21 protein-coding genes are annotated in these 24919 nt (G+C 72.2%); 12 read left to right on the forward strand and 9 right to left on the reverse strand.

Features of this window, described 5'->3' with window-relative positions; all coding sequences use genetic code 11:
• Positions 1-8: 8 nt before the first annotated feature.
• Positions 9-1358: a radical SAM protein gene (locus OG521_01790; protein WUW19576.1), complete on the reverse strand. Its 1350-nt coding sequence runs from the start codon at positions 1356-1358 to the stop codon at positions 9-11.
• Between the two features lie 233 nt (positions 1359-1591).
• Between OG521_01790 and OG521_01795 the strand changes: the two genes are divergently transcribed.
• On the forward strand, positions 1592-2104 hold the full coding sequence (locus tag OG521_01795; GenBank protein WUW19577.1) for an SRPBCC family protein: 513 nt from the start codon (positions 1592-1594) through the stop codon (positions 2102-2104).
• 15 nt (positions 2105-2119) lie between these two features.
• Here the strand turns inward: OG521_01795 and OG521_01800 are convergent, their stop codons facing one another.
• A complete protein-coding gene (locus OG521_01800; GenBank protein WUW19578.1) occupies positions 2120-2974 on the reverse strand; it encodes a pentapeptide repeat-containing protein in 855 nt (284 codons plus the stop codon).
• 155 nt (positions 2975-3129) lie between these two features.
• Between OG521_01800 and OG521_01805 the strand changes: the two genes are divergently transcribed.
• From OG521_01805 to OG521_01830, 6 genes are all read left to right on the forward strand, one after another.
• Positions 3130-4500 (forward strand): FAD-binding protein, encoded by a 1371-nt coding sequence (locus tag OG521_01805; protein ID WUW26545.1) that lies wholly within the window; start codon positions 3130-3132, stop codon positions 4498-4500.
• 60 nt (positions 4501-4560) lie between these two features.
• On the forward strand, positions 4561-5052 hold the full coding sequence (locus tag OG521_01810; protein WUW19579.1) for a hypothetical protein: 492 nt from the start codon (positions 4561-4563) through the stop codon (positions 5050-5052).
• A gap of 101 nt (positions 5053-5153) precedes the next feature.
• Entirely contained in the window at positions 5154-5381 is a 228-nt protein-coding gene (locus tag OG521_01815) for a hypothetical protein (protein ID WUW19580.1), read from the forward strand.
• A gap of 260 nt (positions 5382-5641) precedes the next feature.
• Positions 5642-6808: an L-rhamnose isomerase gene (rhaI, locus tag OG521_01820; GenBank protein ID WUW19581.1), complete on the forward strand. Its 1167-nt coding sequence runs from the start codon at positions 5642-5644 to the stop codon at positions 6806-6808.
• A gap of 61 nt (positions 6809-6869) precedes the next feature.
• A complete protein-coding gene (locus OG521_01825) occupies positions 6870-8915 on the forward strand; it encodes a bifunctional aldolase/short-chain dehydrogenase (GenBank protein WUW19582.1) in 2046 nt (681 codons plus the stop codon).
• Positions 8916-8931: 16 nt separating this feature from the next.
• On the forward strand, positions 8932-10449 hold the full coding sequence (locus OG521_01830; protein ID WUW19583.1) for a rhamnulokinase: 1518 nt from the start codon (positions 8932-8934) through the stop codon (positions 10447-10449).
• A gap of 45 nt (positions 10450-10494) precedes the next feature.
• Here the strand turns inward: OG521_01830 and OG521_01835 are convergent, their stop codons facing one another.
• Complete coding sequence (locus OG521_01835; protein WUW19584.1) at positions 10495-11580, reverse strand: enoyl-CoA hydratase/isomerase family protein; 1086 nt, start codon at positions 11578-11580, stop codon at positions 10495-10497.
• Between the two features lie 228 nt (positions 11581-11808).
• Between OG521_01835 and OG521_01840 the strand changes: the two genes are divergently transcribed.
• Positions 11809-13965: a SpoIIE family protein phosphatase gene (locus tag OG521_01840; protein ID WUW19585.1), complete on the forward strand. Its 2157-nt coding sequence runs from the start codon at positions 11809-11811 to the stop codon at positions 13963-13965.
• A 108-nt stretch (positions 13966-14073) separates the two neighbouring features.
• Here the strand turns inward: OG521_01840 and OG521_01845 are convergent, their stop codons facing one another.
• From OG521_01845 to OG521_01870, 6 genes are all read right to left on the reverse strand, one after another.
• Positions 14074-14700, reverse strand: a complete 627-nt coding sequence (locus OG521_01845) for an LPXTG cell wall anchor domain-containing protein (GenBank protein ID WUW19586.1) — start codon at positions 14698-14700, stop codon at positions 14074-14076.
• Positions 14701-14933: 233 nt separating this feature from the next.
• A complete protein-coding gene (locus OG521_01850; GenBank protein WUW19587.1) occupies positions 14934-15422 on the reverse strand; it encodes a GNAT family N-acetyltransferase in 489 nt (162 codons plus the stop codon).
• On the reverse strand, positions 15397-16497 hold the full coding sequence (locus tag OG521_01855) for a DUF6397 family protein (protein ID WUW19588.1): 1101 nt from the start codon (positions 16495-16497) through the stop codon (positions 15397-15399). The genes OG521_01850 and OG521_01855 overlap by 26 nt, the downstream gene beginning before the upstream one ends.
• A gap of 239 nt (positions 16498-16736) precedes the next feature.
• Positions 16737-17150 carry a roadblock/LC7 domain-containing protein gene (locus OG521_01860; GenBank protein WUW19589.1) on the reverse strand — a complete coding sequence of 138 codons (414 nt, stop codon included), beginning with the start codon at positions 17148-17150 and terminating at the stop codon, positions 16737-16739.
• 119 nt (positions 17151-17269) lie between these two features.
• Positions 17270-17893, reverse strand: coding sequence for an ATP/GTP-binding protein (locus OG521_01865; protein WUW19590.1), 624 nt, complete (start codon positions 17891-17893; stop codon positions 17270-17272).
• A gap of 209 nt (positions 17894-18102) precedes the next feature.
• Entirely contained in the window at positions 18103-19980 is a 1878-nt protein-coding gene (locus tag OG521_01870; GenBank protein ID WUW19591.1) for a hypothetical protein, read from the reverse strand.
• Between the two features lie 174 nt (positions 19981-20154).
• On the opposite strand from OG521_01870, the gene OG521_01875 reads away from it, so the two are divergent.
• From OG521_01875 to OG521_01890, 4 genes are all read left to right on the forward strand, one after another.
• Complete coding sequence (locus tag OG521_01875; protein ID WUW19592.1) at positions 20155-21207, forward strand: Lrp/AsnC family transcriptional regulator; 1053 nt, start codon at positions 20155-20157, stop codon at positions 21205-21207.
• Between the two features lie 114 nt (positions 21208-21321).
• Entirely contained in the window at positions 21322-21687 is a 366-nt protein-coding gene (locus tag OG521_01880) for a metalloregulator ArsR/SmtB family transcription factor (protein WUW19593.1), read from the forward strand.
• Positions 21671-24379 (forward strand): magnesium-translocating P-type ATPase, encoded by a 2709-nt coding sequence (gene mgtA / locus OG521_01885; GenBank protein WUW19594.1) that lies wholly within the window; start codon positions 21671-21673, stop codon positions 24377-24379. The genes OG521_01880 and mgtA overlap by 17 nt, the downstream gene beginning before the upstream one ends.
• Entirely contained in the window at positions 24376-24912 is a 537-nt protein-coding gene (locus OG521_01890; protein WUW19595.1) for a GNAT family N-acetyltransferase, read from the forward strand. The genes mgtA and OG521_01890 overlap by 4 nt, the downstream gene beginning before the upstream one ends.
• Positions 24913-24919 lie beyond the last annotated feature (7 nt).

Genomic DNA, 24919 nt, shown 5'->3' on the forward strand with positions numbered 1-24919 from the left:
CCACCGACCTAGGCCGGATCCTCCTCGCGGGCCGGGAGGCTGTCCATGAAGGAGCTGACGGAGAACACCGCGCGCCCGGGGCCGGGCGGCCCGTAGCCGGGGGGCGAGCTGAGACCGTACTCCTCCATCGTCGAGCGGTAGGCGTCCAGCAGCCGGATGTGGTACTCCAGCGGCGCACCGTCCGGGTTGGTCCGGCCGAGCGGTGTCGTCGGTTCGGGGCACCAGGTCGTGAACCGCGGGGTGATGCCGTGGGACATGAAGAACCGCAGGCCCTCGGTGGTGGAGTCGATCGCCTCCTTCACCGTGGTGAAGCCGAACGGCTCGGCCATCTCCACGCCTGCGACGAAGTTGGGGATGACATTGCGGGCGCCGAAGACGTCGGCGGAGTCCAGGATGCGGCGGTGCCACTCGTCCCGGCCGACGTAACGCTCCTTGCCCGGGCAGTACAGCTCGAAGAGCCTGCGGTCCCACACCTCGTAGTTGGGGTGGTAGATCTGCACGCCGTAGTCGTGGAAGCGCTGTACGTCGGCCTTGGGCAGTGCCTGGGCGACGACCTTGCCGATCCAGCGGCCGGGGAAGCGCTCCTCGATGGCCTTGGCGTACTGACCGTAGAAGTCCGCCTCGTCGCGTCCGCCGATGTGCGAGGTGATGGCGCCGCCGGTGAGGGTGTAGGCGGTGGACGTCTTCGCCGTGTCGTAGCGGTCGATGATGGCCAGCGCCTCCAGGACCTCCTCGACGGGCTTCACTCCGGTGTAGGGACGCCCCGCGGCCTTGTGCTGGCGCCAGTTGTGGTTGATGTCGCAGTACTGGCACTCCTCCTTGGCGCCGAAGTACTGGCAGACCCGGAAGACCGTCAGATAGACGAGGTAGCCCCACTGGATGGTGGGCGCGACCTCCATCACGGACTTGCCGTTGTCCAGGGTGTGCCGGTAGTAGTCCGGCATGGGCGGCAGACCGACGTCGGAGATCCGCCGGCCGTCGAGGTACAGCCCGAGCACGCCGTCGGCATCCGCCGCGACGCGGTAGGGAGACGACGGGTTGACCCGCACGGAGACGACGGTGCGCCGCAGTTCGTACGGGCCGCCGGTGAGCACGATCTCCTCGGGCGGGCGGCGCAGTGCGGCCGCGCCCAGCTCGGGGAGGGTGCCGTGGTCGAAGGAGAAGATGAAGTACGACTTCGGCTTGACGTCACCGTCCTCGTTGTCGCTGAGCGCAGACTCGTCGAAGGCCAGGCCGCCGCGCAGCAGGTCCTCCTTGATGACGGCCTCCCGCGGCACGTGCGGGAACTGCTCCATGAGCCGCTCGATCAGGCGGGTGCGGCTGGTGTCGGTACTGCCGGGCTCGGTTCGGCTGGGCATGTGCGGGCTCCTCGGTCCGGTCGGCGCGGGTGTTCGCGGTTTCGGGGTACGCCGTTCTCGTCCAACGAACCACGGACGCGAAGCGTTCTCGCCGGTCCGCCGGTTGAGCCGGTGCCCGCTTCCGGAGCCTATGTGACCGGTGAGTAGGGTGTGGGCTCCGGGAGCCCGTCGGCCGTGCGGTCGGCCCGACGCCCCGGTGGTTGCCGCAGTCGGCCGCGGAACGGAAGTGCTCCATGCCCCGCACCATGTCCGTGTCGGACAGCATCGTGGTCCTGGCCGAGCCGTCGGCCGTGTACGAACGGGTCAGCGACCCCACGGCGATGGGGCGCTGGAGTCCGGAGAACCGGGGCGCGAGGGTGCTCGGCGAGCCGCGGAGCACGTACGTCGGCATGGTCTTCGAGGGCCGGAACAAGCGCGGGTCCATGCGCTGGACGACGCGGTGCACGGTGACGGCTGCGGACCCGGGTGAGCGGTTCGCCTTCCGGGTCCACGCCATCGGTGCCAAGCGGCCGCGGCTGCCGGGTTCGATCGCCACCTGGGAGTACCGCTTCGAGGCCGTGGACGGCGGCACCCGGGTCACCGAGACCTGGACCGACGACCGCCGCGCCTGGCCGGACTTCCTGGCCAACGCCTTCGACCGGGCGGCGACCCGGGGCAAGACCTTCGCGGTGTTCCAGCGCGACAACATCCGCACCACGCTCCAGCGTCTCAAGGCGGCGCTGGAGAGCGAGGTTCCGCAGGTGTGATGACGCGGCGGCCGGTCACTTCTCCCAGTGGGCCGGGCGGTCGAGTGTGGGCGACAGGCGGGTGGCACCGTTCCCCCGGGCCGCGTTGACCTGCGCCTGCGTGAGGAAGAGCGCACCGGTCACGTCGGCGCCCGACAGGTCCGCGTCCCGGAAGTCGGCGCCGATGAGATCGGCCAGCCGCAGGTCGGCGCCGGCGAGGTCCGCCGCGATGAGGTAGGCGCCGCGCAGGTCCGCGCCCCGCAGGTCCGCGCCCTTGAGGCGGGCCCCGATGAGATCGGCGCCGCGGTGGTCGCGCTTCTTCTTGCGCGGAGCGGTGGCGCGCACCAGTTCGCTGGTACGTGCCAGCAGGGCGGCGACCTCGTCACGGTGCGCGGCCACGTCCAGGTCCGCGAAGGCGTCGGCGTCGAGGCGGGTGAGGCGGTCGGTGGCTTCGAGGGTGCGCCGGATCTCGGCGTGGAGGGGGCGGGCCGGCGCCATGGACGCGGCCTCCGTGAGGTAGCGGAGGAGCTCGTGGAGCTGCCGCACGACCGGGAACACCTCGAACATCTGCCGGGCGCTCTCCGGCTCCGTTCGCCAGTCCCGTCCGCCGAAGATCTCCTGCGACACCTTCTGGCCCGCGCCGAAGCAGTCGTACACGGTGCAGCCGGCGAAGCCCTCGGTCCGGAGCCGGGTGTGGATGCCGCAGCGGAAGTCGTCCTGGAGATTGCCGCAGGGCGTGCCTGCCGCCTTGTTGACGGCGAAGTCCGCGGACCGGGTGAGGGTCAGCGCGACGCAGCACAGCCCGAAGCAGTTCCCGCAGTCGGCGCGCAGAGCGGAGAGGCCGGTGCCGTCCGCGCGGTCGGGGGCGGGAGCTCGGTCGTTGTCGGGCACGGTACGTCGGTCCTCCGGTGTGCGGGGTTCATCGGGGGCCGAGCCTACCGAGGTCCGGCGCCCCGTTCGGCCCGGCCCGCCCCCCGGTCCCGCCGCCCGGAGGGACCCCGCTCCATAATGATGGGTAATACATCTTTTGGGAGGTGGCCACCATCGTGGCGAACGCACCGGTCGACAGCATTCCGGCCCAGCGGGTGCTGACCGATCCGGCGGGCCTGGCCCGCTACCAGCACGACGAGGCCGAATGGGCTCCGTACGGCACTCCGCTGGCCGTGGTGCGCCCGCAGAGCACCGAGGAAGTGCGGGACGTGGTGCGCCACTGCCTGGCCCACCGCATCCCGGTGGTGCCGCGCGGCGCCGGCACGGGCCTGTCCGGGGGCGCGAACGCCGTCGACGGCGCGATCGTCCTGTCCTTCGAGGACATGAACCGGATCGTCACCATCGACCGCGCGGAGCGGCTGGCCGTGGTCCAGCCCGGCGTGGTCAACGACGATCTGCGCGCGGCGAGCGCGGAGCACGGGCTGTGGTACCCGCCGGATCCGGCCAGTTCGCCCTGGTCCACCATCGGCGGGAACGTCGCGACGAACGCCGGGGGCATGTGCTGCGTCAAGTACGGCGTCACGCGCGACTACGTGCTGGGGCTCCAGGTCGTCAACGGGCTCGGCGAGGTCGTCTCGCTCGGACGCCGTACCGCGAAGGGCGTGGCGGGCTACGACCTGGCGGGGCTGATGGTGGGTTCCGAGGGCACGCTCGGGGTGATCACGGAGATCACGGTGCGGCTGCGCCCGGCGAGGCTCCAGGAACGCACGGTGGCGGGCTACTTCTCGTCGGTCGTCGCCGCGGGCGAGGCGGTCAGCGCGGTGACCGCGTCCGGCGTCATCCCGTCGGCCCTCGAACTCGTCGACCGGCACTGCCTGGCCGCGGTCGACGCCTGGAAGAAGATGGGCCTGTCCGCGGACGCAGACGTGGTCCTCCTCGGCCGGGTCGACACGCCTGGCGCCGAGGGCGACGCGGAGGCCGAACTGGTCCGCGACTGCTTCGAACGCGCCGGTGCCACCTGGGCAGCCGTCTCCACGGACCAGCAGGAGGCAGACGCGCTGTTCCAGGCCCGGCGGCTGGCCTATCCGGCGCTGGAGCGGCTCGGCCCGGTGCTGACCGAGGACGTCTGCGTGCCGCGGACCGCGGTGCCCGAGATGCTGGCCCGGATCGAACGGACGGCGGCCCGGCACGACATCCTGGTGGCGAACATCGCGCACGCGGGCGACGGCAACCTCCATCCGCTGATCATCACACCGCCGGGGGACGAGGCCGCGCGCGCCCGCGCCCAGGCGGCGTTCGAGGACATCCTCGACGACGCGATCGCGCTCGGCGGCACGGTCACCGGTGAACACGGGGTGGGGCTGCTGAAGATGCGCGGCATGAACAAGGAACTGGGCCCGGCGGTGCTCGCCATGCACCACGCGGTGAAGGCGGCGCTCGACCCGCACGGCATCCTCAACCCGGGCAAGGTGATCGGGGCCGCCTGACCCCGTTGTCAGTGCGGCCGCGCACACTGGCACCAGTGCCGTACGGCGAAGGGGAGACGGATGGGCGCCGAGGAAGAGACCGGTTTCGAACCGGCCACCGGGGAGGGTCCGCCGCTCCCCGGGCCCGCCGACCGGCGGGCGGCCTCGGTGCGGACCGCGTTCGCCGGGATGCTCCAGATCCGGCGGCTGACGAACACCGGGCACCCCGCCCCGGAGTCCGTGCCGGCCCCGTGGGAAACGCACCGGGCGGTACGGGCCGTCGCGCTCACCCTGGAGGCGTCGGGGCTCATCGCGTCCGCCGTCGACGCGTCGGGGCAGCGCACGGTGACGGGGTACCGGGTAGCGGCGGGCACGGCGCCTGGCACCACCCGGGTCGAATGGCTCGGCCCGCCCGGCAGCGGTGCGGCGCACGAGGAGGAGGCCGAACTGACCCGGTGCGCGGCGGTCCTGAGGGAGTGGGGATGGACGGCGCTGCTCTACCGGGGGCCGCGCCGCCGGAGGTTCCTGGAGGTGGAGCCGCCGGCCGGTGCGCCCCGGCCGGACAGCCGATAGCCGGACCGCCCGGAAGGCGCGCCGAGGCCGTCGGCGCGGGGTGTTGTCAGACCCATGGGAGATGCTGGTGGGTCCGACACCTCTGACCGGGAGATGCTGAGATGCGCAAGGACGAACTCGCGGCGGCGCAGGCCTATGTCCGTTTACTGGAGGCGACCCGGGCGGCGCTCTCCGATCCCGACGACGCCCCGCTGTACCTGCCGTTGCTGACCTCACCCATCGAGGAGGCCGACGGCGCACTGCGCCGGGCCGGGCTCTCGGGCAACGAGTCCCGGTTCTTCGACCTCGTACGCGCGCTCCAGCCCAGCATGTCGGGCAGCGGGCGCTGACCTGCGCGCCCCGGGCGCCGTCGCACACCGCGCCGGGCACCGTGACCGGCCCGCCCCGGATCGCCGGGGCGGGCCGGGCCCGTCTTCGGTCAGGACGCCCCGATCCATGGTGAATTGATTCAAACCATGTTCCGCCCCAGATGAACACCGTCCGACCGCTTGACTAGTGAGCGGCGCCAAACCTAGCGTACGTTCGGATGAAACGATTCACATCATCTTGACGGTCGCGGTCGTCGGATGAATCTGCTTACGAGGTGTTCATGTCTGATGTGTCGGCCGTCAAGGCAGCCCTGAAGTCCCAGGTGATCGAGACCCCCTCGTGGGGATACGGCAATTCCGGGACCCGGTTCAAGGTGTTCGCGCAGCCCGGGGTGCCGCGCGACCCGTTCGAGAAGATGGAGGACGCGGCGCAGGTCCACACGTTCACCGGCGTCGCCCCGAAGGTGTCGCTCCACATTCCGTGGGACAAGGTGGCGGACTACGCCGCGCTGACCCGCCACGCCGAGAGCCTCGGGTTGCGGATCGGTGCGATCAACTCCAATGTCTTCCAGGACGACGACTACAAGCTGGGCTCGGTCACCCACCCGGACGCGGCGGTGCGCCGGAAGGCGACCGGCCATCTGCTGGAGTGCGTCGACGTGATGGACGAGACCGGGTCACCCGATCTCAAGCTGTGGTTCTCCGACGGCACGAACTACCCCGGGCAGGACGACATCGTCGCCCGTCAGGACCGCCTGGCCGAGGCGCTGGCCCAGGTGTACGAGCGGCTCGGCGACGACCAGCGGATGCTGCTGGAGTACAAGCTCTTCGAGCCGGCGTTCTACACGACGGACGTGCCCGACTGGGGCACGGCGTACGCGCACTGCCTCAAACTCGGCCCGAAGGCACAGGTCGTGGTGGACACCGGCCACCACGCGCCGGGCACGAACATCGAGTTCATCGTGGCCCTGCTGCTGCGCGAGGGAAGGCTCGGCGCGTTCGACTTCAACTCCCGCTTCTACGCGGACGACGATCTGATGGTCGGGGCCGCCGACCCCTTCCAGCTGTTCCGGATCATGCACGAGGTCGTCAAGAACGGCGGTCTCCGCGCCGAGACCAACGTCAACTTCATGCTCGACCAGTGCCACAACATCGAGGCGAAGATCCCCGCGGTGATCCGGTCCGTCGCCAACGTGCAGGAGGCCACGGCCAAGGCCCTGCTGGTCGACACGGAGGCGCTCGTCGCCGCGCAGACATCGGGTGATGTGCTCGCGTCGAACGCCGTACTGATGGATGCCTACAACACCGACGTACGGCCGCTGCTGGCCGAGGTCCGCGGCGAACAGGGTCTGGCCGGCGACCCGTTCGCCGCCTACCTGGCCTCCGGCAACCAGCAGCGCATCGCGGCCGCGAGGGTGGGCGGCACCCAGGCCGGCTGGGGCGCCTGACCCGGCTCCGCCCGTACGCCCCGACCGTCGACCACGCACCTCCCGTCCCGAAGGAAATCTCATGACGTCCGCGACGCACGCCGAAGTCGCCGCGCTCCTGGAGCGCGCACACCGCATCGGTTCCGACCCCCGCAACACCAACTACGCAGGCGGCAACACCTCGGTGAAGGCGGCCGGCGCCGACCCGGTCACCGGCGGCGAGACCGAACTCCTGTGGGTGAAGGGCTCCGGGGGCGACCTCGGCACCCTGAAGGAGGAAGGTCTCGCGGTGCTGCGCCTGGACCGGGTCCGCGCGCTCAAGGAGGTGTACCCGGGGGTGGAGCATGAGGACGAGATGGTGGCGGCCTTCGACTACTGCCTCCACGGCAAGGGCGGCGCCGCACCGTCGATCGACACCGCCATGCACGCCCTGGTCGAGGCGGCGCACGTCGATCACCTGCACCCGGACTCGGGGATCGCCCTGGCCTGCGCGGCCGACGGGGAGAAGCTGACCGCCGAGTGCTTCGGCGACAAGGTGGCATGGGTGGGCTGGCGCCGGCCCGGCTTCCAGCTGGGGCTGGACATCGCCGCCGTCAAGGAGGCGAACCCGGAGGCGGTCGGCGTCGTGCTGGGCGGTCACGGGATCACCGCGTGGGGCGAGACGTCGGACGCCTGCGAACGCAACGCCCTGTGGATGATCCGCACGGCGGAGACCTTCCTGCGGGAGCGCGGCAGGCCCGAGCCGTTCGGGGCCGTGCTGCCCGGCCGCGAGGCCCTTCCCACGGCCGAACGCCGGGAGCGGGCGGCGGCACTCGCGCCGGTCATCCGCGGCCTGGCGTCCACCGACCGCCCCCAGGTCGGCCACTTCACCGACGCCGAACCCGTGCTGGACTTCCTCTCCCGCACCGGACATCCGCGGCTCGCCGCGCTGGGCACCTCGTGCCCCGACCACTTCCTGCGTACGAAGGTCAGCCCGCTGGTCCTCGACCTTCCGGCGGACGCGCCCGTCGCCGAGGCCGTGGAGCGGCTGAAGGTGCTGCACGGCGAGTACCGCGAGGCCTACCGCGCGTACTACGAACGCCACGCGGTCCCGGACTCCCCCGCCATGCGCGGGGCGGACCCGGCGATCGTGCTGGTGCCCGGGGTCGGGATGTTCTCCTTCGGGAAGGACAAGCAGACCGCCCGTGTCGCCGGGGAGTTCTACCTCAACGCGATCAAGGTGATGCGCGGCGCCGAGGCCGTCTCCACGTACGCGCCGATCGAGGAGTCCGAGAAGTTCCGGATCGAGTACTGGGAGCTGGAGGAGGCCAAGCTGCGGCGGATGCCGAAGGCGAAGCCGCTGGCCACCCGGGTCGCTCTGGTGACCGGGGCCGGTTCGGGCATCGGGCGGGCCATCGCGCACCGGCTGGTGGCCGAGGGCGCGTGCGTCGTCGTCGCGGACCTGAACGCCGACAGTGCGGCCGCGGTCGCAGAGGACCTCGGCGGACCGGACCGGGCGGTCGCCGTCACGGTCGACGTGACGAGCGAGGAGCAGATCGCGGAGGCGTTCAGGGCGGCCGTGCTCGCGTTCGGCGGCGTGGACCTCGTCGTGAACAACGCGGGGATCTCCCTCTCGAAGCCGCTGCTGGAGACCACCGCCCACGACTGGGACCTGCAGCACGCCATCATGGCGCGCGGCTCGTTCCTCGTCTCGCGGGAGGCTGCCCGGGTGATGCAGGCGCAGCACCTCGGCGGCGACATCATCTACATCGCTTCCAAGAACGCCGTGTTCGCCGGTCCGAACAACATCGCGTACTCGGCGACCAAGGCCGACCAGGCGCATCAGGTGCGGCTGCTGGCGGCGGAGCTGGGCGTGCACGGCATCCGGGTCAACGGCATCAACCCGGACGGGGTGGTGCGCGGTTCGGGCATCTTCGCCGCGGGCTGGGGCGCGCAGCGGGCCGCGACGTACGGTATCGAGGAGGAGAAGCTCGGCGAGTTCTACGCCCAGCGGACGCTGCTCAAGCGCGAGGTGCTGCCCGAGCACGTCGCCAACGCCGTGTTCGCCCTGACCGGCGGCGATCTCACCCACACCACCGGTCTGCACATTCCGGTCGACGCCGGCGTGGCCGCGGCCTTCCTCCGATGACGCGGACACGGGCGCCATGGCTGTGAACTCCCTCGGCAACGCGGCCGGCGGCGCCGTCTTCGCCGCCGTCGACCTCGGCGCGACCAGCGGCCGGGTGATGACCGGCCGGGTCGGGCCCGGGACGCTGGATCTGGCCGAGGCGCACCGGTTCGCCAATACTCCGGTGCGCCTGCCGGACGGTCTGCGCTGGGACGTACTGGCCCTGTACCAGGGCATGCTGGAGGGGCTGCGGGCAGCCGGACGCGCCGGCCCGGTGGTCTCGGCCGGGGTGGACACCTGGGCGGTGGACTACGGGCTCCTGGACGCCGACGGTGCCTTGCTGGGGCTGCCGTTCCACTACCGGGACGGGCGCAGCGCCGGGATGCCGGAGCGGTTGCCGGAGGGCTGTGGCGAGCGGGAGCTGTACGCGGTGAGCGGGTTGCAGCATCTGCCGTTCAACACGGTGTTCCAGCTGCTCGCCCACCGCACGACGGCCCAGTGGGGGGCGGCGCGGACGCTGCTGCTGATGCCGGATCTGCTGGTGCACTGGCTGACCGGATCGGTGGGCGCGGAGATCACCAACGCGTCGACGACGGGGCTGTTCGACGCCCGCGCCGGTGGCTGGTCCGACGCGTTGATCGGGCGGCTGGGGCTGTCGCGTTCGCTCTTTCCGCCGCTGCGTGGGCCGGGCGACCCGGCGGGCACGCTGCTGCCGCACGTAGCGGAGTTCACCGGGCTGCCTGCCGGCACTCCGGTGACGACGGTCGCCTCGCACGACACGGCGTCGGCGGTCGCGGCGGTCCCGGCGACGGAGGCGGACTTCGCCTACGTGTCCTGCGGCACCTGGTCGCTGGCCGGGCTGGAACTGGACGCTCCGGTGCTGTCCGAGGAGTCCCGGGCGGCGAACTTCACCAACGAGCGCGGGGTGGACGGCACGGTCCGCTACCTCCGCAACATCATGGGCATGTGGCTGCTGGAGGAGTGCCGCAGGGTGTGGGACCGTGCGGGCGTGCCTCTCGGCCTGGCCGGTCTGCTGGCCGACGCGGCGGTGGCGCGGCCGTTCGCCGCGGTGATCGACCCGGACGACGCGTCGTTCCTGGCACCGGGTGACATGCCGGCCAGGATCGACGCGTATCTGCTGCGGACGGGTCAGGCGCCGCTCCGGACGCCGGGCGGGTACGTGCGCTGCGTGCTGGAGAGTCTGGCTCTCGCCCATCGCAGAACGCTGCGCAGGGCGGCCGAGCTCGCCGGGCGCGAGCCGCGGCGGATCCACCTGGTGGGCGGCGGCTCACGCAATGAGCTGCTGTGCCAGTGGACGGCCGACGCGAGCGGGCTTCCGGTGACGGCGGGACCCGCGGAGGCGACCGCTCTCGGGAACGTCCTGCTGCAGGCCCGCGCCCACGGCCTCGTGGGTGACCTCGCGGGACTGCGACGGCTGGTCGCCCGTACCCAGGAGGTGCGGCACTACGCACCGCGGGGGGACCGGCGTGCCTGGGACCGCGCGGAGGCCCGGCTCGGGCCCGGTCCGGGAGGGGGACGGAACGGGGAGGCCTGACCGGGCCTCCGGCGTCGGCCGGTCACGGCCGTACCGCGCCCGTCCTCAGCCGGCTGCCGCCGGGCCGGTGCCGGGCGCGGGCCCGAGACCGAGTTCGCCGTCGCCCAGCGGTGCGAAGTGGCGTGTCACGTCCTCGTCGGTGACCTCCGCGAGTTCTGCCGGGTGCCAGTGGGGGTTGCGGTCCTTGTCGACGATCTGGGCGCGCACGCCCTCGACCAGATCGGGTCCGGTGAAGGCGGCGGACGAGACCCGGAACTCCTGGTCGAGGACCGCCTCCAGACTGTCCAGCCGACGGGCGCGACGGATCGCCTCCAGCGTCACCTTGAGCGCCGTGGGCGACTTGGCCAGGATCGTCGTCGCGGCCTGCTTCGCGGCCGGCACACCGCGGTCGGCGAGGCGTTCGACGATCTCCTCGACGGTGTCCGCCGCGTAGCAGGCGTCGATCCAGTCGCGGTGTCCGGCCAGCTCACCGGCCGGGGCGGTGCCCGCGAAGCGCTCCGCCACCGCTACGACGGCCTCGGGCGTGGTGCAGGTGTCGAGGGCCGCGACGAGGGCGGGGAGGTCCTGGGACGGCACGAAGTGGTCGGCGAGGCCGCACGCGAGCGCGTCGGCCGCGCCGACCGCGTCGCCGGTGAGCGCAAGGTGCGTACCGAGCTCGCCGGGGGCGGCGCCGAGCAGGCGGGTGCCGCCGACGTCCGGGACGAATCCGATGCCGGTCTCGGGCATGGCGATGCGGGAGCGCTCGGTGACGATACGGATCGAGCCGTGCGCGGACACGCCGACGCCGCCGCCCATCACGATGCCGTCCATGAGGGCCACGTACGGCTTGGGGAAGCGCGCGATCCGGGCGTTGAGCCGGTACTCGTCCCGCCAGAAGTCCAGCGAGGACCGGCCGCCGGCCAGGGCGTCGTCGCGGATGGAGCGGATGTCACCGCCCGCGCACAGGCCCCGCTCCCCCGCGCCCGTGAGCAGGACGGCGACGACGGCCGTGTCCTGCTCCGCCGCGTCCAGCGCCTGGGCCGTGCGCAGCACCATGGCGTGGTTCAGGGCGTTCAGGGCGCGCGGACGGTTCAGCGTGAGGTGGCGGATGCGTCCCTCGGTGTGCAGCAGGACGGAATCCTCGTGGTTCATGCGTGCGCTCCGGTCAGCCCCAGTGCCGTACCGTCCGCCGGTCACGGACGATCTTCCGCTGCCATTGTGCGCGGCCGTCCGGGGGCAGCGGCATGAGGGGTGGTCCGCCACGGGGACATCGGTCGGGAGCGCCGTGCGGCCTGGCTCCCGCTGTGGCAGCCGGGCCGGAGCGGCCAGACAATTGAGTCACGCCGTACGGCAGCCCGCCGGACGATCTTCGGAGCTGGAATGACCGATCACGACCGGCCACCGTTCATCCCCGTCCCGCCCCGCCTGTTGGTCGAGAAGACCCACAACGGCGAGACCGGGACGGCGGAGCGGCTTGCCATGAACCGCACCGGGAGTTTCGAGTGGGACCTCGACGCCCGGACGCTGGACATCGACGAGGCGGGGCTGCTGGTCTTCGGCCTGGATCCGGCCGTGTTCGACTCCCGGCCCGAGTCCCTGATGGAACGGCTCGACCCGGCCGAACGCATCCGCCTCGATGTGGCGATCGACGAGGCCATCAAGGGCGGCAGCGCCTCCTACAGCGTTCACTTCCGGGTTCCGCTCGAGGACGACAGCGATCAGTGGACCCACGTCCAGGCGCGGATCCTGCGCGGCGCGGACGGGCGGGCGCACCGGGTGATCGGTCTGGTGCGGGACGCGACGGCGGAAGTCACCCATTCGGCCTTCGTACTGGAACTGGAAAAACGCCGCCAGCGTCAGACCGATATCGTTGAACGGACAACGAGTGCGCTGTCGCGTGCGGTGACCGTGGACGATGTGACGGCCGCGCTGACGGGACCGGGCGGGCTGGCCCGGCTGGGCGCCGACGGGCTCGCGCTCGGCCTGCTGGACAACACCACGCTCAATGTCATCGCGCTGAGCGGCGACTCCCTGGAAGTCGTCGACGAGCTGGGCTCGGGCCGGCTCGACCCGAAGTTCCCGCTGGCCGACACCGTCCTCAGCGGACGTCCGCGGTTCGTGAGCTCGCTCAGCGCGCTCACCCGGCGCTATCCGGTGCTGGAACCGTTCGTGGGACAGCTCAGGTTCCAGGCCGCGGCCTATCTCCCGCTCGTCGCCCAGGCGCGGACGCTGGGCGGTCTGGCGCTGTTCTACCGCGAGCGCACGCCGTTCAACGCCGATGAGCGCAACCTGTGCCTGGGGCTGGCCGCGATCGTCGCCCAGTCCCTCCAGCGGGCGACACTCTTCGACGAGGAACGCGAGTTCGCCACCGGCCTCCAGTCCGCGATGCTCCCCCGCCGCATCCATGACATCGAGGGCGGCGAGATCGCCGTCCGGTACCACGCGGCATGGAGCGGCCGTCAGGTCGGCGGCGACTGGTACGACGTGATCGCACTCCCCAAGGACCGCTTCGGCATCGTGGTCGGCGACGTCCAGGGCCACGACACGCACGCGGCGGCCATCATGGGCCAGTTGCGGATCGCGCTGCGTGCGTACGCCGCCGAGGGGCATCCGCCGTCGACCGTGCTGGCCCGGGCGTCGCGGTTCCTCGCCGAGCTGGACACCGACCGGTTCGCCACCTGCACCTACGCCCAGGTCGATCTGGGAACGGGAACGGTACGGGTGGTGCGGGCCGGCCATTTCGGCCCGCTGATCCGGCACACGGACGGCCGGGTCGGCACCCCGCAGGTGCGCGGTGGGCTGCCGCTCGGCATCTCGACGGACTTCGAGGACGAGGAGTTCCCGGAGACGCGGCTGGACCTGGTGCCCGGCGAGACGCTGGTCCTGTACACCGACGGGCTGGTGGAGGAACCGGGCGCCGACATCGACGCGGGAGTGCGCACCCTCATCAACGAGGTCAGCGCGGGGCCGGCCGGCGCCGAGGCACTGGCCGACCACCTGTCGGACCGGCTTTGGGAGCGCTGGGGCTCGGGCGACGACGTCGCGCTCCTCGTGCTGCGGCGCAGCCCGGACCCCGGGTCGCCGCGGGCGCCCCGGCTCCACCAGTACATCCACCAGGCGGATCCGGAAGGGCTCTCCGACGCGCGCACGATCGTGCGCCAGGCCCTGACCGACTGGGACATGGCCGCACTCGCGGACGACGCCGAGCTGGTGACCGGTGAGCTGCTGGTGAATGTGCTGCTGCACACGGAGGGCGGGGCCGTGCTCACCCTGGAGGTGCTGCCGGAACCGGTGCGCCGGGTCCGGCTGTCGGTGCAGGACCGCTCCAGTGCGTGGCCCCGGCGGCGGACACCGGGCGAGACCGCGACCTCGGGCCGGGGCCTGCTGCTCCTGGACGCCGTCGCCACCCGGTGGGGCATCGAGCCGCGCGGCGAGGGCAAGGCGGTCTGGTGCGAGATCGGGCCGGCGGCGCCGCCCACGTCGGCGCCGGTGCACAGGGACGCCGCGGAGCCGGTCACCCCCACGGACCCCGCCTGACCAGTGGGCGGACAGCATTGAGGGGCATGCCCGTCCCTGAGCCGGGATACGGCACGCCCCTCGACCGGGATCCGGGCGCTCTCAGTGCACCCGGACGACCGGACTACGTCAGTGCTGCGCGGTACGGCGCTTGCGCACGGACCACATGATGCCGCCACCGGCCAGCAGCACGGCGACAGCCGCACCACCGATGATGGGCGTGGCCGACGACGAACCGGTCTCGGCCAGATCCGGCGAGCTGGGGCTCGGCGTGGCTGCGGCGGGCGCAGACGACGAAGCGGTCTCGCTGGGAGTCGCGGTCGGGGTGGGCGACGCCGTGGTGGGCGTCTCCGAGGGCTTCGTCACCGACGGGGTGGGCGTGGGCGTCGGCGTGCTGTCCTCGCACACCGGAGCCTGCTTGGACTCGTCGCGCGAGTACTGGTCGCCGTCCCCGGCCTTGACGACGAGACGGACCGTCAGCGCCTTGTCGTGCTCGGGCAGGTCGAGCTTCTTGTCCAGTCCCTTGCCGAAGGTCTCCGTCGGCAGGAGGTCCTTACCGTCGACGGTCACGGTCACCGAGTTGGTGACGTCACCGTTGTACGCGGTCAGGTGCAGGTTCACTTCGGTACAGGTCACGTCCCAGGTGGGGGTGTGAGCTGCGGCCGGGCCGGCGGTGAGAACCGCGCCGGTCAGGCCGACAACCGCAGCGGCGGCGAGGGTTCCCGCAGCACGCAGCGATCTCCTGGGTATGGTCATGGATTCTTCCTCCGCAAATGTTTCATCGCCCGAATGGCGGTGGGGCGCACAGTACTGCCCCCGTGCCCCATGTGTGCACCCGCCCCACAAACCATGTGGAGTCACAACTGCCCGCACATCGTCGCCGGTTGGGGCAACCCGGACACAGCAGCCGGGGTTCGGGCCGGACGGTCATGGCGGGAAGTGAGCGCTCGACGGCGGACCGTGGCGAATCAGTGGCCGGCCGGCGCCCGTCAGAGCGGCCGGTGCATGATGTGCACTCCTACGAAGCCCAGCTTCGGGTGGTCGAAGCCCTCCGGCAGGGTCCCCAGCACCTCGAAGCCGAGGGAACGGTAGAGCCCGACCGCGGCGGTGTTGGACTCCACCACCGCGTTGAACTGCATGGCCCGGAACCCGGCGCTGCGCGCCCAGTCGATCGTGTATGTGCACAGGGCCCGTCCCACGCCCTTCCCGGAGTGCCGGGGGTCGACCATGTAGCTGGCGCTGGCGATGTGCGAACCGTTGCCCATATGGTTGTTGTTCATCTTCGCCGTGCCCAGCACCGTCCCGTCGTCGGCGACCGCGACGACCGTCCGGTTCGGCGGCTCCAGGAGCCACCAGCCGAGCGCCTCGTCCTCTTCGAGATGGAGCGGGTAGGTGAACGTCTCGCCCGCGGCGACGATCTCGTGGAAGAAGGGCCAGATGGCGGGCCAGTCCTCAGCGGTTGCTTCCCTGATCAGCATGGGGCACAGAATGCCTGGTCCGGGGGTCGGCCGCGAACCGTTTACCCCGGGGCGGGGCAGTCCGCCGAGCGCGCCCGGTCCCCCGCGGCCTGCGCAGACGGAGCCGGGCCAGCAGCCCGGACACGGCTCCCTCGCCTACTGGATCCGGCCGTTCGGCCGACGCCTCCCCAGGGCCACCCTGTTCGACCGGGAGCGCCGGCACGTGCCCGAGTGCCGGTCCGTCCGCGCGTGCGTCCGCCGGTTCGACCGCCGACGGCCCCGTCAGGTCCTCCTCTCCCGTCATCAGGTGCTCCTCCCCCGGCCGTGGGGCCTGGCGCAGCTCCCGTGCGCTGTCCAGCTCCATGCCGAGCGTGACCCGGCGCCAGAGGATCTCGTCCGGCTCGTCGGCGAGCATCAGGCGCGCCATCGCCTCCCGGCCGGCCACCGACCCCCGTTGGCCGAAGACCGGTTCGGGCCGGACCCTGCCGAAGTACGCGCGCTCGTACGGATCGTCGACCACCTCCGCCAGCTGGACCGGGTCCAGCGCCTCCGCGATGACAGCCGCACGGGCCCAGGGGTCCCCGGTCAGGCTCAGCAGCCGCTCGATCCGGCGCGAGCGCCAGTTGCGCGGCCGGCAGTCCGTGCCTCCGTCCAGCCGGCTGCGCATCCAGGGCGGGCTGATGCCCACCAGCAGTTCGGGTGACCGGGCCGCCAGCCCCGCCAACTCCTGGGCGAGGTAGAGCCACACCACCGCCCGGTACCGGTTGAGGTAGAAGGCGACCGGTGTGACACAGCCCGCGCGGGCCAGCCGGGTGAAGCGGACCGGGCTGATCCCGAGCAGCTGGGCGCCCTCCGCGGTTCCCACCGTGCGCACCCGTTCCCGCAGTGTGTCCGGGAACCCGTCCTCGGCGCGGAGCCGGTCGATCTCCTCCTGGCGCACCGTGACCCGCCCGCCGTTCCGCCGTGTGTCCACCCGGAGGATGCCCAGGTGTACCGCCAGGTCGAACTCTGCGCGCCTGAGCTCCAGATCCGCCGCCGCCCTGCTCACGGCGACCCTGCGAACACCGTCGTCGCGCACCGCATCCGTCATCGGCATGACGCTTCTCCCCCGTGAGATCCGAATACTCTCCGTGATCACGGTAGCCCGGGAAAGGCAACTGCCGCCCGGCCTGTGGATAACTCCCAGGGGCCGGGCGGCAGTACTGATCGGGCTCGGTCGAGTCCGCCGGAGCGCCGGGCCGCCGGACACCTCAGGGCCCCTCGGTCCGGTCAAGAGCCGTCAGGTCCCATAAGCCCCCATCAGCCCCACGACTCCGCGCAGATCGATGAGTTCCGTCAGATCCGGTTCACTCCCGCGCTTCCGTCCTGCCGCGTCGCCACCCCGAGATGCTCCCCGACCCGGTTGACCAGAAGCGTCATCTCGTACGCCACCTGACCGACATCGGCCTCGGCCTCGCTCAGCACGCACAGACAGCTGCCGTCCCCGGCCGCCGTCACGAAGAGCAGTGCCTCGTCGAACTCCACCATCGTCTGCCGGGCCCTTCCGGCACGGAAGTGCCGTCCCGATCCCCGGGCGAGGCTGTGCAGTCCGGAGGAGACCGCGGCCAGGTGTTCCGCGTCCTCACGTGCCAGGCCCGTGCTCGCCCCCGTCACCAGGCCGTCGTTCGACAGCACCAGGGCGTGCCGTATGTGCTCCACCCGGCTGGTGAGATCGTCGAGCAGCCAGTCGAGTCCCCTGTCCAGCGCCATTCTGTTCCTCCCCGTTCATACGTTCCCCGTGCCCCACTTGCGTGCAAGCCTTGCGCACCGGTCACGTACGGGCAAGCGTCTCCTGATACAAGAGCGGGGCGGGATCAGGCCATGACGGCTCAGCCCACCGAGTCGAGGAGCCGGGCCGTGTGCATCCGGCCCGCGTACTCCACCATCCGGATCAGCACCTCCTTGCCGGAATCCCGGTCCCTGGCGTCGCAGAGCACCACGGGCGTGCCGGGGTCGAGGTCGAGGGCCCGCGACACGTCCTGTTCGCCGTACGCACGCGCTCCCGCGAAGCAGTTGACGGCGACGACGAAGGGGATCCGGCGGTGTTCGAAGTAGTCGACCGCCGGGAAGCAGTCCTCCAGGCGGCGGGTGTCCGCCAGAACGACCGCACCCAGGGCGCCTTGGGAGAGTTCGTCCCAGAGGAACCAGAACCTGTCCTGCCCCGGGGTGCCGAACAGGTAGAGCGAGAGCCCGGACCGGATGGTGATGCGGCCGAAGTCCATGGCGACGGTGGTGGTGGTCTTCTGGGCGACGCCATCGGTGTCGTCGACCGACTGCCCGGCCTCGCTGAGGAGTTCTTCCGTGCGCAGTGGCCGGATCTCGCTCACCGCGCCGACGAGGGTCGTCTTGCCCACTCCGAATCCGCCCGCGACCAGGATCTTCAGGGCCAGGGCGTCGGACGGGGCGGTCCCGGCGGTCTCTCCCCGGGTGCTGTCAGCGTGCTCGGTCGGCATCGATCACTTCTCTCACCATGGAGCCTCAAGACGTCGAATACGCAGGTCAGAGCCATCTTGAGGAGCCTCGGACTCAGTGCTTCATCGGCAGGCGTACGGCGACAGCATGGCAAAGAGGCATCCGACCCGTGGGGGGCGATCGCTATTTTGAGGATGTGACTGATTCGGGCCACTCGATGCCCGGAACGGCTCGAATTCCGGTGCGATTGTCAGTCATTCGATTGTTCCTGGCCGATAACGCCGACAGGGCCGACAACCGTGTCCAGCCCCTCCTCGGCGCCGCGTTCCTGCTCCCGGTGCAGTTCCTCCTCGCCCAGCGCGGAGAGCAGCCTCTCCCATCGCCGGGCGTGCCGCTGCGACGTCCGGACGGCGGCCGGCCCGCTCACCGGACCGTCCGGGCCCGACAGGACCGAGGCACCGATCAGCCGGGCCGCCGCACGGTGATGGCCCAGACCGGTCTCGATGTCGGCGAGGAGTTCCGCGGCCACGGCGGCACTCTGGCGGTCCCCGAGGTCGAGCATCAGGCGGGTGGCCTGCGTGGCGTAGCGGCGGGCGCGGAGCGGATCGCCCTCCCACCGGCTGATCTCCGCCAGCACGAACCGGGTCCAGGCGTCGGCCTGGGCGTCGGGCGCGGACGGGGTCCACTCGCCCGAGGTGGTGAGCACGTCCATGGCGGCTTCCGGGTCGGTCTGGACGAGGGCCAGCGCGAGCAGCGCCACCGTCAGTCCCTTGCCAGGTCCGAACGCCGGTGTCCGCGGCAGGATTTCGAGTGCCTCCTCGAACTCGGCGGCGGCTTCGGCCGGCTGCCCGGTCCAGAGCCGCGCGAGACCCCTGACCTGGGCGAGCTGCCCGACGCAGGTGCTGTCACCGTCGCGGACGGCGAGCGGCCAGGCCTCGGCGAGCACCGGTTCCGCCGCCGTCACCTCTCCGCCGCACACCATGAGGTACGCGAGCAGCCACAACGCCCTGGCGGGGCGCGGGGCGAGGGTGTCACCGAGGGCACGGCCGACGTGGCGGCGGCCGTCGGCGGCCCGGTCGCCGGTCGCCCAGTGGAACCACAGCGAGACGGCGATGCCCGAGGCGGTCTCCGCCTCCGCTGCGGGGGACAGTGGTCCGGTCCCGGGGTCCATCGCGGCGTCCAGGTCCTGACCCGCGGAGGCCACCAGCTCCTGCGCCTCACGATGCCGGCCCGCCCGCCAGAGGACGGATGCCTCCTCGGCCACGGCGGCGTAGTGGCGCCGGTGGTGCAGGACCACGGCCCATCGGTCCCCTCGCGCGTCGAGCCGGGCCGTCCCGGTCCTGCGCGCCGCGAGCGGCATCCGGTAGCGGCCCCGGTCGTCCGTCAGCAGCAGCTGCGGGGCGAGCCGGTCGAGGGCGGCGAGGACCTGGGCCTCGGGCAGCGCCCCGGACGCACAGACGGCCCGCACGCCGGCCAGGTCGAAGGGGCCCTCGAACAGGGAGAGCCGCTCCCACAGCAGGCGTTCCTCGGGATCACACGTCAGATAGGCCTGCTCGGCGTCCGCCTGGGGGCCGGACCCCGCCGGTGCCGCGAGCGGATCGTCCAGGACGGCGTCCAGGCTCTCGGCGCCCAGCCGGGCCGCCGCGTACCGCACCGGGCCCGGCATCCCGCCGAGGCGTTCGCACAGTTCCGTCGCCCGGGTCCGCAGGACGGCGCCCGGTGCGCTGCCGTCCGCGACGGGCCCGGGCAGCGGGGCACCCGCGGCCGCGGCCGTCTCCGTGAACAACCGCAGTGCTTCGGGGCCGTCCAGCGGGCCCAGCAGCAGAGCCGCCTCGCCGGCCAGGTACAGCCTGCGCCGGGCCGTGACGAGGAGGGAGATGCCGGGGAACTCGTTGAGCAGGCCCGCCGTCTCCGACCGGGCGTGCGGCCCGAGGTGTTCGCAGTCGTCGATCACGACGAGCGCGTCGTGGAGATCCAGGCCTCGCAGCCGGTGGGCGGCGGCTCTGGGACGCCTGTCGGCCGCCGGACCGGTAGCGGATATCCACACCACCTGCCGGCCCGACCGGAGTTCCGCGTCGGCGGCCCGGCGCGCCAGCCACGACTTGCCGATGCCTGACGGGCCGTGCACCGTGACGAGCCGTTCCCCCGTCAGAAGCCCGCTGAGGCTTCGTATGTCCTGGTCCCTGCCCACCGCGCGCACAGCCCTTCACATCCCGATGATCATGCGTACACATGCTCATGGCATAGTCCGCTGACGCCTTCCGATTTCCGCCGTCAACCGGTGAAACCACCTGGAACCCACGTGCCACGCAGCGAATACCTCCTCAGCGAAGCCGACCGGGCGGTGATCCATGCCCTCCAGATCGCTCCGCGGGCCGGCTGGAACCGGCTCGGCACGGTCCTCGGGGCCCGTCCGGACACGCTGGCCCGACGCTGGGCCAGGATCTCCGCCGCCGGAACCGGGTGGTGCGGGGCGCTCGGGCTGCACACCGGCGAGGCACCTCCCTGCATGGCCTGGATCGAGGTCTTCTGCGACGGCGGGCGGAACCCGCTGCGGTCGGCCGTGCTCACCGAGGACCCGCACGTCCTCTCCGTGTTCGAGGTGACCGGCGATCGCGCCATGCTGCTGTTCGTCGCCTTCCCCCGTCTCTCGATGCTCGACGAGCACGTCACCACTCGGCTGTCGCGGCTGCCGGGGGTGACCGGGACGCGTACTCATCTCGTCACCGCGGTGCACCGGTCCGGTTCCCGGTGGCGGCTCGACCGGCTCGACCCCACGCAGACCCGGAGCCTGATCGATCTGCCCGGCCGCCCGCGTGAGCCGGGCCCGACGGCGGTCCCGTCCCTCAGGCCCGAGGACCGGCCGCTGGTTCTGGCGATGGCGGCCGACTCACGGCTCGGCATCGCGGAACTGGCCCGCCGGCAGGGCCGGAGCGAGTCGGCCACACGGCGCCAGCTGATCAGACTGGAGAGCACCGGCACCCTCACCCACATCTGCCGGCCGGCCCCGCTCTACTCGGGCTGGCCCGTGTCAGTGGTCCTGTGGGCGGACTCGCCGGCCGCGGATCTCTCCGCTGCCCCGCCCATCGTCCACCTGCGCGAGACGGTCGAGATGATGTCGATCACCGGACCGCACAACCTCGCCATCGCTCTCACCCTGCGCTCGCTCGACGATCTGCCGGGCTGTTCGCGCACCCTGATGCGGCGGATTCCGGGGCTCAGGATCGCCGACTCGTTCGTCGTGCTGCACTGCCACAAGTTCGCCGCGCAGGTGCTCGGTCCCGACGGCCGCCGGATCCGCACCGTCCCGCCGGACATCTGGAGCCGCCCCGTGCCGCTGCCCACCGGGCTCTGACCCGGCGGTGGCTCCGCCGGTACGGCTCCGAGCGACTCGGAGGGCTCCGTCACCGGCGCCTACACTGGCCGTCTCGGGTGCGAGGAGTCGGCCCACGCGGACGGGAGTACAGAAGTGTCGACAGATACCGGCGGCGGTTTCCAGGACCCGCCCGCGGATGTGCTGGCGCAGGCCGCCGCCGCCTTCGGTCTTCTGGCGACCCCTGCCCGGCTGCACATCGTCTGGGCACTGTCCCAGGGCGAGAGCGATGTGACGGGCCTGGCCGACCGGGTGGGCGGCACGCTGCCCTCGGTCAGCCAGCATCTGACGAAGCTGAAGCTCGCCGGTCTCGTCCGTTCCCGCCGCGAGGGCCGCCGCCAGGTGTATCTGGTCGATGATCCCGATGTGGTGACCGTCGTGCGGCTGATGGTCGGACAGCTTGCGGAACGGGCCGGGTATCCGCCCGCGCAGCCCGCGCGTCTCCGTGAACTCGGTGCCTGAGAACGCTGCCGCTGCGGGACCCGGAGGGACCGGCGAGCGGTCGGGCGTCGTCGTGCCGATGCCCGGGGCCCGATCCGCGCCCCCCGTTGCACGGCCGCCCGCGGTGCCGACCTCGCTGCAGGTCCTGCGCTCCCTCGGCAGCGGGCCGCGCGGGCTGCTGGAGCCGGAGGCGCAGGAGCGTCTGACCCGGTTCGGCGAGAACACCTTCCCAGCCCGGCGCCCGGTCGCGTGGCCGCGCCGCTTCCTGCGCACGCTGCGGGACCCTTTCACTTCGGTCCTGCTCTGCCTGGGACTGGTCTCCGCCGCGGTTTCCGCCTGGGGCACGGCCGCCGTGATCTCGGTGCTCGTCGTCGTCAGCTGTCTGCTGCGGTCCACGGAGGAGCACCGGGCCGACCGGGCGACGGCCGCGCTGCGCGAGCTGGTGGCGACGACCGCGACCGTGCTGCGTCGCAGCGGCCCGGATGCGGCGGCGCAGGCCCGCGAAGTGCCCGTCGGGGAGCTCGTGCCGGGTGATGTGGTCCGGCTCGCCCCCGGCGATCTCGTACCCGCCGATGTGCAACTGCTGCGGGCGAGCGGCCTCACCGTGCACCAGTCGGCCCTCACCGGGGAGTCCGCCCCGGTGCCCAAGCATCCCGTGGACGACGGTGCGCTGCGGGCGACCGGGCCCCAGCGCGTGCCCGACGGTGCGGAGGGCGACTTCGCGGAGCGCCGGCTGTGCTTCCAGGGCAGCAGTGTGGCCTCGGGCAGCGGCACGGCGGTGGTGGTGGCGACCGGTGGGAACACCCGGTTCGCCGCCGCCTACGAGCGTTCGGCGCGCCGGCGCGGCGCGAGCGCGTTCGACCGCTCGGTGCAGGGGATCTCCTGGACCCTGATCCGGTTCATGCTGATCACTCCGCCCCTGGTGCTGATGGCCAATGCCGCGCTGCGCGGACGGGGTCTGGAGACGCTGCCGTTCGCGGTCGCGGTGGCGGTCGGGCTGACGCCGGAGATGCTCCCGGTCATCGTCACCACGGCGCTGGCCCGGGGAGCTTCGCTGCTCGCCCGTGACCATGCGGTGATCGTGAAGCGGCTGCCCGCGCTGCACGACCTGGGCGCGATCGATGTGCTCTGCCTGGACAAGACCGGCACCCTCACCCAGGACCGTCCGGTCGTGGACCGGGCGCTCGGACCGGCGGGTCAGCCCTATGCTCCGGTACTGCACTGGGCGGCCGTCAATGCACTGTGGACGTTGCAGCTGGCGGATCTGCCGGCGCCCGACGCGCTCGACGAGGCCGTCCTGGACGCCTGGGACCAAGAGGACGGCCCGGAGGCGCCGCTGCTGCCTGCCGAGGAGTACGACGCGGTCGCCGTGCTGCCGTTCGACCCGGTGCGCCGGCTCGCCACGGCGGTCGTCCGTGTTCCCGGCCGCACCGGCACCCATGTGCTGGTGACGAAAGGGGCGGTGGAGGCCGTCCTGGAGCGGTGCGCGCTGGAGCCGGCGGAACGGGAACGGCTGGACGCGCTGGCGGCCCGCGAGGCGGCCGGCGGTCTGCGCCTGCTCGCCGTCGCCCGGACCGAGCGGCCCGCCCGGCTCGGCGCGTACACCCCGGCCGACGAGCGCGGACTGACGTTTCTCGGTTTCGTGACCCTGCGGGACGCGCTCGCACCGAGCGCGGCCGACGCACTGGACGTCCTGGCCCGGCGCGGTGTGACGGTGAAGGTCCTGACCGGCGACCACCCGGGCACGGCGGCCCGCGCCTGCCGGGACCTCGGGCTGGACCCGGGGCTGGTCGTCCCGGCAGAGGGCATCGACGCGCTGTCCGCCGAACAGCTCGCCGAGACCGCGGCACGGACGACGGTCTTCGCGCGCTGCACCCCCGCGCACAAGGCCCGGATCGTCGACGCGCTGCGGACCTCGGGACGCACTACGGGTTTCCTCGGCGACGGGGTCAACGACCTGCCGGCGCTGCACGCGGCCGATGTCGGTCTCTGTCCGCGCAACGCGGTGGACGTGACGCGCGAGGCCGCCGACGTCGTCCTCGCCGAGAAGGACCTCTGCGCCATCGATCACGCCATCACGGCGGGCCGTCGCAGCAGCGGCAACATCGCCACGTACCTGCGCATCACACTGTCGTCGAATCTCGGCAACGTCATCGCGATGCTCGCCGCCGGTCTCCTGCTGCCCTTCCTTCCCATGCTGCCGGCGCAGGTGCTGGTGCAGAACCTGTGCTTCGACGCGGCGCAGTTCGCGTTCGCCTTCGGCCGGCCGGCGCCCTCCGTCCTGCGTCGGCCGACGGTTCTGCGCCCGGCGGACTTCCTGCGCTTCATCACCGGGTTCGGGCTGCTGAACGCGGCGGCCGACCTGACCACGTTCGGCGTGCTCGCCCTGGCCCTGCACGGTTCACCCGCGGACGGGCAGGCGGCCTTCCACTCCGGCTGGTTCACCGAGAACCTCCTCACCCAGGCCCTGGTGATGCTCCTCCTGCGCACCGGCCGGCGGACCGCGGAGGGACGCGGCGGCCCGCTGCGGGCGGCGGCGGCCGGTCTCGCGGTCGTCGGTGTGCTCCTGCCGCTCACCCCCCTCGGCCCGCTGCTCGGGATGAGCGCCCTGCCGCCGCTCTATTACCTGTTGCTCGCCGGCGTACTCGCGGTGTACGCATGCGGTCTCCGCTGGGCGCGCAACCGCTACGAGAGGAATCGAGGGATCTCATGACCACGGTGGCTGCCGGACACACGGACGGCGGATCGGGTCCCGGCCGGCCGGTGTCCGTACGCCGGGCCACGATCGCCGATGTCGGGGCGCTGGTGCGGATGCGGGCGCTGATGCTGGCCGACATGGGCATGGACGTCGGGGACGACACCGCCGCCTGGCGGGCGGACGCCGCACGGTGGTTCGCCGACCGCATGCCCCGGGCGGACGAGTTCGCCGCGTTCCTCGTCGAAGACAGGGAACTGGGCGTGGTGGCGTGCGCGGTGGGGGCGTGCGACGTGCACGCGCCGAGTCCGTCGAATCCGGCCGGGCTGCACGGACACGTGTCCAATGTGAGCACCGATCCGCGGCGGCGCAGGCTCGGATACGCCCGCGCCTGCGTGGACGCGCTGCTGACGTGGTTCCGTCAGGAGACCCGGGTGCCGGTCGTCGGTCTCAACGCGACGGGTGACGGGGCCGGGCTGTACGAGTCGTTCGGGTTCGCACCGCCCGCGAACCCTTCACTCCAGCTGCGGACGGCCCGGCCGCCGGCCTGAGCCGTCC

The organism is Streptomyces sp. NBC_01463 (genome assembly GCA_036227345.1).
Taxonomy (GTDB): domain Bacteria; phylum Actinomycetota; class Actinomycetes; order Streptomycetales; family Streptomycetaceae; genus Streptomyces.